This is a genomic window from Thalassomonas actiniarum, from assembly GCF_000948975.2.
GTDB classification, from domain to species: domain Bacteria; phylum Pseudomonadota; class Gammaproteobacteria; order Enterobacterales; family Alteromonadaceae; genus Thalassomonas; species Thalassomonas actiniarum.
On the sequence record NZ_CP059735.1, the window covers coordinates 3,420,707 to 3,433,238 of the forward strand.

Below are 12,532 nucleotides of genomic sequence, written 5' to 3' on the forward strand. Positions count from 1 at the left end.
GGGCGCCTATTTAAGCGCTTGCTTGATACCAAAGGGCAATTATAACCCCATAGATAACATTTGATAATGCCTGAGGGTAGAATTTCCCTAAAAAATCGCGCAGGGATATTGCTGGAAAAGTACAGTCAGTTTGTCATCAAGCGATCCAGCAGGTAGATTTGCCGGCAGATTGACGCGGTCGCGCTTAAATAAAATGCCTGGTTGATACCATTAAAATCGTCGTTGCCGGTATGATAATTCTTATGGGTGCCAACGCCAAAATAAACAAAGGGGATCTTCGCCTTATAAAAAACATAATGATCGCTGGCGGCCCGCCACCTGATACGGTTATTGACCGAACTTGCGCCGCGGGTAATACTGCTTGAGCCTGATTTAAAGCCTTTTTTAACCTGGATCTCAGCTGAATCCCTTAACTCAGACCACCTCTTTAACCCTTGCTCATCGAGTAAGGTCTCGATGCCCTTACTGATAAACCTTAATTTTTTTGTGCCGCGATCACCGGCGATCATATCCAGGTTGATATTGAGTTTGATATCGCCAAGTAACCCTTGATATGAGTTGATAAAAGCATGGGCGCCCACCAGGCCAAGCTCCTCACCGTCGCTAAACAATAAAATCAAGCTGTAGCGCAAAGGAGCCTGTTTGACCTGCTCGGCGATGCTCAATAAGGCCGCAGTGCCTGAGGCATTATCATCGGCGCCGTTATATATCACTCTCGTCCCCTTGCCGATATGATCAAAATGGGCAGAAAGCACAATATATTGCTGTGGAAACTCTGTTCCCGGGATAACCCCGATCACATTGGCGCCTCTGACATCAGATTTGTGGTTAAATACCTGGCGGTAGTCCTGCCCCAGCGGCGCCACATCTAACTGCTTTAAGGCATTAATAATATAGACGCGGGCTTTTTCATTGCCCAGGGTCGCCATTTCACGGCCGGAGAATTCATCCGAGGCCAGGGTCTGTACATGCGAGAGTAACTGCTCCTGGTTATATACCAGCGCCTGAGAAGCAGGTAGTTGAACCGCCATGGCGTAACCCGGAATAAATATCAGGGCCAGCCATGTCGAAAAAAGTCTTATCAGGTTATCTATGCTCTTTTCCTGCCGATTTTAAGAAGTCTAATTTTGACAGGTATTCATGCTCTGTCTTGGGTACCCGGTTTAAAGCGATGGCTTTTTTCATCGCCCGTTTTGCCGAGTCCAGTTTATCTTGTTGATAGTACGCCTTTGCCAGACCAAAATAAAATTCATGGGCCTTGTTATCGAGCCTGATGGCTTTTTTATAAAGGCGCACGGCTAAGTCGGCATCACCGTTATGAAAGGCCTCATCCGCCAGCAAGGCATGATAATAAGGATTTTTTTCGCGTTTTCTGACAATACCCTGCTTGATCTTTTCCGCTTCCTCAATCTTACCTTCGCCTTTGAGCAATAAGGCCAGGTTACTCATGGCGGTGAAGTTACGCTTACTTAAACTGATCGCATGACGATAGGTCCGTTTGGCAAGCTCTCTTTGCTCATTGTACCTGTATAATAACCCCAGGTTACCCCAAGCCGTACTAAAACCGGGATCGCTCAAAGTCGCCGCTTTTAGATAGGCATAGGCGCCGTTATAATCTGAATTGACCATCGCCTGGGCGCCTTTGTTGTTATAAAACATCGCCAGCACGGTATTTCTGGTAATGGCTCTTTTTGGAAATGATTTTTTCATCACAAAGGGATCGAAGTCGACTTCGATGTCGTTGCCGCCGAAAATAATGGTTTCACTGGGTCTTTTATCCGCCGTCAAACGCAGGTTAACATGGCCGGTAAGCATATTATGCTCGCCGTGACGCACCCAATATTCCGGGATCAGCACCTCCTGGAAACTGACATTAAGCTCCGCCTCCCGGGCAAGGGCATAAGACATGATCGTTAACGACAAACAGTTGGCAATATTTTTATGGTAGGCATCTGTGGCAATAACATTGGCGCCGCTTTGATAAGCCAGCCCTAAATTATCCTTTTTAAAGATCTGACGCAGCAGTTTTATCGCGCGTTTTTTAAAATTATGCTCGGGCGCCACCTGCTCGGCGACCATCAGCCGCATTTCATCATCAATGGCAAAAATCTCTTCAGTGCTCTCGACATCCACCAGGTTATAATCTGGGAATTTTTCGTCAAGATAGAAACTGGTGTCGACCTGAGTGGCCGGCGGCGACTCAAATTTAGTGCTCTGACAAGCCGTCAGGGTAAGTGAACATAACAATATACATAACTGCGCGGTTTTTCTCATCAGCACTCCTAAAGCGAATTAAAGGCTTCCTCTAATATCCAGCTTATATGAAACTTATTGTTGCTGTTAGTAAAAGTTTCAAATGTTAATATTCTTTTACAATATCCCATCTTCCCTCTTGTGCTTAATCAACAACAGGTACAAACCGGCTATTTTTTAGTCGCCTCCTGAGGTATAATTGGCTTAAGTGATATCAGCAAGCGGACACTCTCATGGGCCCCATTTCCAGCAGTTTTTCGCCGTTAACCAACGCAAACAGATTGCAAAATAACGGCAATAGCAACAACATTCCCGCCAACAATAACAATGTTTCCGTACGTCCGAACGAAGATAATGTCGAGAACGGCGACAGATCACAAAATAGCGTCAATCTTGAAATCAATAGCAATAACCGATCGGTTTCCGTCGACATCAGCCGGGAGCAGGCAGTAGACCGTCTTGAACAAAACAGCCAGAGACAACAGGCACAAACTTTTACCCAGGCAACCAGGGATGAAAATGAACAAAATCAATTGAATATTTCTCCCCGGCAAGCTGCCGCAGTAGTTAATGCCACCGACGCCTCTGCCGATGAGGTCAGATCAACCGCTGTCGGCTTTGCCGGACAGCAGCAACAGGCAGAACTTGCCGAAAACGCTATCGAGCAATTTAATGAAAACCAGCAAGAGATACAAAACAACACCCAGACTTCCCAAAGTACTCAAGCAGAACAATCAACCAGCAATAGCAACGCAGTAGCAGCCCCAAATGAGACTTTTGTCGAACTTTCCGGACAGGCCAGTCAAGCGCAAAGGCGCAATGCTTTTATCAGCAGCGAATTTGTCAGCCAGTTGGATAATCGCCAGGGCAGTTTATTCGACCAAACAGTTTAGGATAAACAATGGCTCACCATTAAGCGATGGATTAAACAGTCAATCCGGAACTTTCATGCCATATAAACTCACCAGTCTGGCCACGAGTATAGCGATATAAAACTGGCCGATAATTGCTTCTAACACCACCCATTTCCCTGCCAGTTCCGTATGGGGTGAAATGTCACCATAACCTAGGGTAGTCATAGTGACATAGCTAAAATACAGCAAGGTTGAAAGCATATTTTCCACACCGGTATTGTGCTCCCCTAAAATGGCCCCGGGCGTTTGTGTTTCCAGGATAAGATAAATAAAAGCCCACAGCAGACCAATAATTAAATAGACGATGATGGCGGCTATCAGGTTAAAGTCGACGAATTTCTGGCTGATAATATGCCTGAGCAATTCAAAAACAATAAACAGATAAAACAAGACATTGAGAAAATATACCAGTACGCTTACCTGTGTCCCACCGGCAAAAAGATTATGCAGGTTCAGATACAACACCGGCAGTGACAAAAGAGTGCCCAGGATAATTTCAACACGCTTGCGGGCAACCAAACTCAAAAAAGATAACATGACCACCAGCAAAAGCAGCGCCATCACCACTTGCTTATGTTGCCCCTGCCAATATGAAGGCAGCAGCAATAAAGCAACCAGGCTGCATAATAAAACGATGAAGCCATACTTGTTTGTTACCTGCTGATGTAAAAACATCACAATACCGTGATTAATGTTAGCGCTGTGTACATAAATGCCTTTTCATCTTCGCCTGAGCCCAGCTCGGTTAAACTGAGTTAAACTCAGCCAAAGGCCGGTATTTAACGCCATGAAACAAGCAAAACAGCACAGGCACCACTATCAGGGTGAGGATAGTGGCAACCCCTAAACCAAACATCACCACAGCCGCCATCGACTCGAAAAAAGCATCCAGCAGCAGCGGCAACATGCCTAATATGGTGGTGATCGCCGCCATACACACAGGGCGTACCCGGCTAACCGCCGAGATAAAGACGGCCTCGTAGGGTTCAAGCCCCTTGTGCATTTCGATATTAATTTGATCCAGCAATACGATACCGTTTTTAAGCAGCATACCGGATAAACTGAGCATACCCAGCAAGGCCATAAAACCAAAGGGTTTTTTGAGGATCAACAAACCCGCCACTATGCCAATCAGGGCAAGCGGTACACAGGCCCAGATCACCAGGGGCTTTTTCACCGCATTAAAAAGAAAAACCGTGATCAAAAACATCACCAGATAGCCCATGGGCAAAGAGGAAAATATCGCCGAAGAAGCTTCGCTGGAATCGGCATATTCCCCACCCCAGCTCAACGCGTATCCCACAGGCAAGTCAATGGCCTCAATTTGCCTGATCACCCTGTTCCTTAGCGAGGTCGCCGTTTCCCCGGTTTTAAAGTCGGGATCCATCATCACGGTGATCATACGTTTTCTGTCCCTGCGCTGGATCAGCGGATCTTCCCAGATGATCACGGCATCATCGATAACCTGCCTGATGGGGATCAGCTGCTGATAAATGGGAGACCAGATACGCAGACTTTCCACCGCACTTTCCCTTTCACTGGCAGATAAACGGGTGATAATAGGTAATAGCGAAGTCCCTTCCCGGTATAACCCTATAGTCAAGCCGGACAAATTCATCTGCAACATATCATCGACATCCTGACGGGTTATGCCAAGTCGCCGCGCCTGGGTTTCATTAAAATGAGGCTGAAAAACTTTAGTGCGTTCGCGCCAGTTATGGCGGACATTGACCGTGCCTCCCGCCTGGTGGAAAACATCTATTGCCTGGGCCGCCAGCTGGCGCAAGACATCGGCATCGGGTCCGGTAAATTCGGCCTCAACTTTGGCCGAAGGCGAAGGCCCTATTTCCAGGCGTTTAAATTTAGTCATCAATTGCGGATGATTGCCATCAACATAAGTTTGGGCTAACTCCATGGTCGGCACAATCACTTCCGAATTTTTTACCCGCACCAGCAACTGGGCATAAGCGGCATAGCTGCGCTCGGCATCATAGGTGAGCATAAAACGTTGCGCCCCTTTGCCTACGGTGGCGGTCACATGCTCTACCTGCTCATAGGTTAATAGTTCCTGCTCTATGATATCTGAAATCGCGGCGGTGTCGCGGATATCCGTGCCCTGGGGCATCCAGAGATCAATCAAGAATATCGGTGTGGTAGAAGGCGGGAAAAAGGCTTGTTTTACCAGGCCGTAACCCCAGACAGAGAGCACAAAAAGCCCTATCACCACCAGCATGGTCAATGCCTTAAAACGCAGGCAAATATCTAATAACCCCTTATAAAAAGTAAAAAATGCTCCCTGGTAAGGATCCGCCTGTGCTTCCTTTTTATCCCCGTTTTGCTCGGGGGTTTCTTTAAACAGCAGATGAGCAAAAAACGGCGTCAGGGTGATGGCAGTAATCCAACTGATAAACAAGGAAATAAACAATACCCAAAATAAGGTGCCGGCAAATTCGCCGGTGGCGTCCGGCGACAGGCCTATCGGCGCGAAAGCGACAATCGCGATAACCGTGGCCCCCAGCAACGGCCAGATGGTTTGCCCGACAATTGCCTTGGCCGCCTCCAGTTTTTTCTGCCCTTTCGACTGGCCGATGAGGATCCCTTCCACCACTACGATGGCATTATCCACCAGCATCCCCAGGGCAATAATCAACGCCCCCAGGGAAATACGCTGCAGGTCAATGGCAAACCATTTCATAAACAAGAAAGTGCCCAGTACGGTTAACAACAAGATCAAACCTATCAATAACCCGGACTTTAATCCCATAAAAACCAGGAGTACCACCACAACAATGGCAACGGCTTCCACCAGGTTTAACACAAAGGCACCAACGGATTTATCCACTTCCTTGGGTTGATCATAAATCACCCCGATATTAATACCCGCCGGCCGAAATTGCTCTAATTGAGCCAGCCGTTTATCTATCGCCTCACCCACCTTGACCACATTGACGCCACTGGCAAAAGAAATCGCGACATTTATCGCCTGCTTGCCGTCAAAATTAATCAGGTTATCGGGTACTTCTTTATAACCCTTGGAGACCGTGGCAACATCCTTAAGATAAATCAGCTTATTGCTGCCCGAACTGGTGATTAATAAATCCTCCAGCGCTTTAACCGAGCTATACTCCCCGGTTGGATGGACATAAATATATTCCGTTCCGCCATGGATAGCCCCGGCGGCCTGTACGGTATTTTGCGAGGTCAATAAACTATAAATGGTGTCGGGTGATATACCTAAACTGGCCATTTTATTGGCGGATACCTCAATATATACCACCTCTTGCTGCTCTCCCGCGATTGAAACCTTAGACACCCCGTCAACCAGCTCAATGTCGCGTTTAAGGAAATCGACATAATCTTTTAAGTCGTTATAAGCAAAACCTTCTCCGGTAACCGCCCACATAATGCCGTAAACATCGCCAAAATCATCAATGACCCTGGGAGTCCCTACTCCCGGAGGTAACTGGGGGCTAAGATCATTGACTTTACGGCGTAATTCATCCCAGATCTGCGGCAATTCTTCGGCGCCGTATTGGTTTTTCATGGTCACGGTGATCTGCGATAAGCCCCGGCTATTTATCGATTTTATTTCATCAACATAGGGCAAAGTTAAGATCTGCTTTTCAATTAAATAAGAGACTTCTTCTTCCACCTGCAACGGGGTTGCCCCCGGGTAAGAGGTGATCACCAGGGCATCTTTAATGGTAAATTCGGGATCTTCGAGCTGCCCTAACCCCAGATAGGAGAAAGTCCCCCCCAGGAGCAAGATCAGGGTAAACATCCAGCTAATGACTTTATTCTTGATAAAATACTCGGCGACACTCATAAGGTTTGCTCCTTGTTGCCAGCTGAACTTTGCACAAGCCTGACCTTCATTCCCGGTTTTAAATAACTCAACCCCGATACCGCGATCTTATCCCCGGCATTAAGCTCCCCCAACACTCCAATATGGGCGCTGTCTGCCAGGCCGTGGGCTCTTACCTTGATCGCTTCGACACTAAAATCACCTTTGATACGCCATAACAGCTTTTCACCACCGGTTAGCGGGTAAGCATCGGGCAAAACAATGGCCTTAAGCGGTACGCTTATCATCCGGTTTTGCGCGTTTAATTTAGCCAGATCTATTTCAACACTGCCGGGCATGCCCTGCAGGGCGACTCTGTCCGGGTCCCGGGGTAATTCCAGGATCAATTGATAGCTTTTACTTTCGCTGCTTTGTTCTGTGGTGTGTTCCTTATAGCGGCCTTTAAAAACATGCCCGGGGTAAGCATCCAGACTAACATCTAAAGTTATCGACTCCCGCTCTTCATTATTACTGTCCGCTAATGCCAAAATGACATCCGGCAGGTTAACTTTGACTTCAAGTTTATCTATGCGGTGCATGGTTACCACCACCTGACCCGGCGCAGTGGTCTGGTAATTATCCGCCGGCACACTGGCAATAATCCCGTCAAACGGTGCTTTTAATTCAACATAGGTTAACAATACCCTGGCGTACTCATAATCCGCCTGTGCCATACTATATTTAGCTTCGAGTTCATCCAGGGTACTCTGAGACATGTTTTTAAGGGCGACCATTTTTTCCGCCCGCTGCATGGAAACCTTCGCCAGGGCAACTTTAGCCTTTTTATCTTTTACCGCCAGTTCAAAATCCGTGGCATCGATTTTGGCTATTAAGTCGCCTTTTTTTACTTGTTGTCCACTGCTGACCGGGATTTGTGTCAATTCCCCGCTAACCCTGAAACTTAATGATGTTAAATCACTGGCCTGGACCACGGCAGGAAATTTTTGCAGATCCTGTTCATTTTTTACCGGCACAGTAAAGACATCAACAAGCGGAGTAACCACCTCAGGAGTAGCGGGTTTGCCACAAGCCCCCAGCAGGCTGCAAAGCAGCAAAACCGGCAACCAGGCCACCGGCCAAGATAACATGTGATGCTTCATATTAAAGTCCCCGCTCTTTTTGCCACTTTTTCACCTTTTGTCCCGGGGTCAATTCACCGGCCCCGGCGGTAACAATAATGTCGCCGTCATCCAGCCCAGAGGTCAGCTGGTTATTGGCAGCCAAAGTGATATAGGCCTTTTCCAGGGTTTGCTCCTGGTTGATGCGCCAGACAAAGCGCTGCTCTCCCTCTGAAACTATGGCACTGGCGGGAATGCGGGCATTTAATTCATTATCCGCCAGTTGTAAGCTGGTGCTGGCCATGGCCGCCATGCCGGGATACAAGGTGATTTCCTTTGGCTGCGCCATGGTCAGCTTAACCTTATAAGAACCGGTATCCGGATCGGCAACGGTACCGATATTTTTCAAGCTGGCAGGATACTTTTTACTGGCATCCACGGCAAAAGCAATCTGTGCCTGCTGCCTGGCCCCGGCATTTGTCTGTTTTCTCAATGCCGTCATTAACCTTTCCGGCACCGCTATTTCAATATCTATGGCATTAACAGATTGAAACGATAATACCGGCTGCTGGGCATTCACATATTCATAATTTTGTTTATAGGTGGCGGCGACCACACCACTATAAGGGGCGTAAAACTTGGTATAAGAAAGGTTGGCTTGTGCCGTTTTTAATGCCGACTCTGCTACTTGCAGCGCCGTTTTGGCATTGTCAAAGTCCTCCTGGGAAATTAAAAAATCCTTTACCAGTACCGCAGCACGCCGGTATTGCACCCGGGCAAGTTCAAAATTAGCCTGCCTGGCATTGACCAAAAGTTGGTACTCAACCGGGTCTAGCTCAACAAGTAATTGATCCTGGCTTACTTGTTGACCGGAAACGACATGATATTTTAATATCTCCCCCGGTACTCTAAAGGCAAGCAGTGCCTGTTTACTGGCTTTCACCTCCCCGGGAAAGTGATGCTGTTTACTGGTTAACAGATTTATTTCCATAAACTTAACCGGCCGGACCGGCTCAGGGTTAACCTTGATATTCCCTCCATCCGAACAGGAAAGCAGTAAACCAGCTCCGAAAAATAAACATAAGATCCTGCAAAAGGCATTCATACTCATTTTCCCCTTGTCACTTTTCTCCCGGGGCATGGTTCAGCGGCTCATATTTTAATCATTTGCTACATTATTTTCCCTGTCCCTGTGCTAACAGCTTTTATTGATAGCGGTAACAGTAAATGAAACCGACCCCGAAAAATAAAAAATATAAAGTCCTAGTAAGCCTAGTAATTTTTTTTAAAAATGATATAGGCTTTAATCAGTATTTATCAATTAGTTACAAAAGCAAGGTGAAGCTAAGTCATTTATGGAACTTAATGCAAGGCAAGCCGTTATTTCAGCCATCCTGGTGCTGTTTTTAGGGCGCTGCCTCAACCGTAAAATCCATTTTTTTAAGCACTATAATATTCCCGCCCCGTCAGCGGCGGCCCATTGCCAATGAACACAAAGAAAAAATTACCGTAGATTCAGTCTTTTCCTGTTTATTTAATCTTGCTTTTGCCATAGCTATCGGCATTCAGCTGCACAGGTTTCTGCTCGCCTTTGGCATTCATTTACCATTTGTGCCCTGTGTTTTTGGCGGTATCTTATTAACAAATTCGGTGCCGCTTATCTGGGAAAAAATCAGCTGGCCGACGGGAAAAAATTATGATGCCGCCATTATTTCCTCCGGTTACGCCGGCCTGGCCCTGGGAGCAACCCCTACCGCCATTGCCAATATAACCGCTGTCCCCCCAAAATACGGTGCTTCACCGTTAGCTTTTGTGATGGTGCCTTTGGTAGGGGCGTTTTTATCGCTATCTCCAATGCGATCATTATTCAATATATGCGCGCCGGGGTGAATTGAAGTGTAAAATTCCGGAAAAAAAACAATCGCCTAGATAATCCCAAAAACATCGTCTAGGCTAAAGCCAACTTATCGTTTTCTTAATTTTTAGGTTATAAGGAGTGTAACAATGAAGAATTTTTCGCTGTTATTAATACTGCTATTATTAGGTTGCGGCTCAACCGGCACAGAATCTAGCCAAACAGTGCAAAGCAATCAGTTCAGCGGTTTTTTAAGTGATTATACACTGTTAAAACCGGTTGATGCTCAAGATGATTCCCAATTGCAACGTTTTATCAGCAAACAAATTAAAGGCAGGAGCTATTCCAAGGTATTACTGGATCCTATCTCCTATTACCCCGCCCCGCCGGCCAGCGATACCATATCAAAAAAAGTATTAACCGAGATCAGCCAATACTTTAACCGTCAGTTCCGGCGAGCCATAGCCAAAAACGTCCAGGTCGTTAATGAACCCGGAGAAAGAACCCTGCGCATGAAAATGGCGATTACCGGTGTTAAGGTCACGGATAAATCCCTGGCAGCCTACCAGTACATACCTATTGCCTTTCTTGTTACCGCCGCATCTGGCGGCATGAGTGATGTCGTGGTTCAGCTTCAGGTAGAAGCGGAAGTGGTAGATTCATTATCCGGCGAATTAATGGCCGCAGCCGTGAAAAGCGGTAAAGGTGAAACCCTGGATAACGATAAAACCCCGCTGACCTTAGATAAAGTCAAACCTTTGATCGACAGCTGGACCAAAACCATGCAAAAGACGATATCAGATAACTTGTAGTAAAAACAATGTAAATACAGGTAGCAACATGAATAGTTTTCAGGCCAAACCAGAAATTTTTACGACAAAGTCCCCTGCTTTATCCTTGCTGCAATGCCTGATGTTAAGCCTGCCCGTTCTATGCTATGGGGCAACAGGCGATGACTTGGATCAGTGCCTGCTTAAGGCAATAAAATCAGCAGCAGCGAACAGTACCATTGAACAAATTCGTCAGAAATGTCAACAGGAGCTAAAAAAGAAAATAACCAAACCCGGGGCCATTAGCCAGAGGATCTTGTCAGAACGGCAAACCGCCTTTGATCCCTATGTGATCACCCCCCATAAGATGAACTACATCCTGCCGGTGAGTATCAGCGATGAAATCAATAAACAAGCTTACACCGCCATTGGTGGCTGGGCTGAAAACTTTGAAGACACAGAGGCCAAGCTTCAGTTAAGCATTAAAGTACCGTTAAATTATGCCAGCCTTTTTACCCCGGGTGATGGCATATATTTCGGTTTTACCTTGCAGTCGTGGTGGCAAGTGTATTCAGATAACATTTCCAAACCTTTTAGGGAAACCAATTACCAGCCGGAATTTTTTTATTTAACTCCCTTAAACTGGCATCCGGTTGACAGCAATACCGGTTTGGCTCTGGGCATAGAACATCAGTCCAATGGCCGCTCCCAGCTGTTATCCCGTAGCTGGAACCGCCTTTACGTCAACTTTCTGTTTGAAAAAAACAACTTTGGCTTATCCTTTAAGCCCTGGTGGCGTATCGAAGAAGATGACAAGGCGTTTGAACTTGACCCGGAAGGTGATGATAATCCGGATATAGAAGATTTTATGGGTTACTTTGAAGTGAAAGCCGCCTATAAATGGCAACAATACGAGTTATCTTTTACCGGACGCGAAAATTTTGCCGAGCACCACGGTGGCCTGGAATTAGGTTTAACCTTTCCTTTGTGGGGAAAGTTACGCGGTTATCTCCAATATACCAGCGGTTATGGTGAAAGCCTGATTGATTACAATCATAAACAGCAGAGATTCGGTTTAGGTATCGCATTAACCAACCTGCTTTAATTGTGAGCAGAAACCCTTTGGATTAGTAAAATGAATACATTCACCTCAAAAATTGGACTTTTGGCCATAAATAAACGCTCTTGGCTAACACAGAGTCTATCAGTCATTAGCTGTTTACTGTTAACAGCATGCTCCACCAGCCCCAAGTTTACTATCAAACATGAGCTTAATCCGGCAATCTCAACATCAGGTTATAAAACCTTTTCCTGGTTAACCAAAGATCGCCTGCTAGTCCCCTCCCCTGAATTAAGTCCGATCACTCAATTAAAAATATCCCAGGCAATAGAAGATGAACTTATCCGCAAAGGATATACGCATATCGCTGACGGGGAAAGGGCCGATTTCACCGTTTCTTTTACCGTCGGTAGCCGGGACAAGATAAAAGTCACCTCTTATCCGGTCAGTTACCATGGTTTCGGTTGGGGCCGTGGCTTTTATGGCGGCTATCGCCACGCGGGTAGTGTGATAACAAACCAAAATGAAATCAGAAGTTATACCCAGGGCCATTTGGCAATCGATATTTATGACGTCAAAAGCAAACAGCCTGTCTGGCACGGCTGGGCCAGTAAGCGTTTAAGTAAACAAGATGCTAAAGACAGGGATTTACTCATTAAGCAGGTGGTGGCTCAGCTACTTCTCTCTTTTAATTCCGGCTAAACCGCTTAGGCCATAAAAAGTGATAACCAGGCATAAATTAAATGGGTAAATGAAGTAATGAACAGTCAGTGCCCGG

At 46.3% G+C, this 12,532-nt stretch carries 12 protein-coding genes; 6 read left to right on the forward strand and 6 right to left on the reverse strand.

Translation table 11 applies throughout. From position 1 onward, the window contains the following. Window positions 1-125: 125 nt before the first annotated feature. Window positions 126-1,031, reverse strand: a complete 906-nt coding sequence (locus SG35_RS15015; protein WP_044834623.1) for a M28 family peptidase — start codon at window positions 1,029-1,031, stop codon at window positions 126-128. A 55-nt stretch (window positions 1,032-1,086) separates the two neighbouring features. Next, window positions 1,087-2,274, reverse strand: a complete 1,188-nt coding sequence (locus SG35_RS15020) for a tetratricopeptide repeat protein (RefSeq protein WP_044834624.1) — start codon at window positions 2,272-2,274, stop codon at window positions 1,087-1,089. Between the two features lie 212 nt (window positions 2,275-2,486). Here SG35_RS15020 and SG35_RS15025 point away from each other — a divergent pair, with 212 nt between their 5' ends. After that, complete coding sequence (locus tag SG35_RS15025; protein WP_044834625.1) at window positions 2,487-3,146, forward strand: hypothetical protein; 660 nt, start codon at window positions 2,487-2,489, stop codon at window positions 3,144-3,146. A 39-nt stretch (window positions 3,147-3,185) separates the two neighbouring features. On the opposite strand, the gene SG35_RS15030 is transcribed toward SG35_RS15025, so the two are convergent. The 4 genes from SG35_RS15030 to SG35_RS15045 form a co-directional block, all read right to left on the reverse strand. Further along, window positions 3,186-3,842, reverse strand: a complete 657-nt coding sequence (locus SG35_RS15030; protein ID WP_053043266.1) for an ion channel — start codon at window positions 3,840-3,842, stop codon at window positions 3,186-3,188. A gap of 70 nt (window positions 3,843-3,912) precedes the next feature. Beyond that, window positions 3,913-6,993 (reverse strand): efflux RND transporter permease subunit, encoded by a 3,081-nt coding sequence (locus SG35_RS15035; protein WP_044834626.1) that lies wholly within the window; start codon window positions 6,991-6,993, stop codon window positions 3,913-3,915. After that, window positions 6,990-8,111 carry an efflux RND transporter periplasmic adaptor subunit gene (locus SG35_RS15040; RefSeq protein WP_053043267.1) on the reverse strand — a complete coding sequence of 374 codons (1,122 nt, stop codon included), beginning with the start codon at window positions 8,109-8,111 and terminating at the stop codon, window positions 6,990-6,992. The genes SG35_RS15035 and SG35_RS15040 overlap by 4 nt, the downstream gene beginning before the upstream one ends. Before the next feature lies 1 nt (window position 8,112). Then, window positions 8,113-9,060: an efflux RND transporter periplasmic adaptor subunit gene (locus tag SG35_RS15045; protein ID WP_160298342.1), complete on the reverse strand. Its 948-nt coding sequence runs from the start codon at window positions 9,058-9,060 to the stop codon at window positions 8,113-8,115. A 364-nt stretch (window positions 9,061-9,424) separates the two neighbouring features. On the opposite strand from SG35_RS15045, the gene SG35_RS32105 reads away from it, so the two are divergent. The 5 genes from SG35_RS32105 (at window position 9,425) to SG35_RS15065 (ending at window position 12,456) form a co-directional block, all read left to right on the forward strand. After that, a complete protein-coding gene (locus SG35_RS32105; RefSeq protein ID WP_152646732.1) occupies window positions 9,425-9,559 on the forward strand; it encodes a sodium/glutamate symporter in 135 nt (44 codons plus the stop codon). Window positions 9,560-9,719: 160 nt separating this feature from the next. After that, the gene (locus tag SG35_RS15050) at window positions 9,720-9,959 is read left to right on the forward strand and encodes a sodium/glutamate symporter (RefSeq protein ID WP_236702653.1); all 240 of its coding nucleotides are present in this window, start codon (window positions 9,720-9,722) and stop codon (window positions 9,957-9,959) included. Between the two features lie 114 nt (window positions 9,960-10,073). Continuing rightward, window positions 10,074-10,736: a DUF3313 domain-containing protein gene (locus SG35_RS15055; protein ID WP_044834629.1), complete on the forward strand. Its 663-nt coding sequence runs from the start codon at window positions 10,074-10,076 to the stop codon at window positions 10,734-10,736. 28 nt (window positions 10,737-10,764) lie between these two features. Next, a complete protein-coding gene (locus SG35_RS15060; protein ID WP_053043269.1) occupies window positions 10,765-11,799 on the forward strand; it encodes a phospholipase A in 1,035 nt (344 codons plus the stop codon). Between the two features lie 30 nt (window positions 11,800-11,829). Next, window positions 11,830-12,456: a DUF4136 domain-containing protein gene (locus tag SG35_RS15065; protein WP_053043270.1), complete on the forward strand. Its 627-nt coding sequence runs from the start codon at window positions 11,830-11,832 to the stop codon at window positions 12,454-12,456. Window positions 12,457-12,532: the final 76 nt, after the last annotated feature.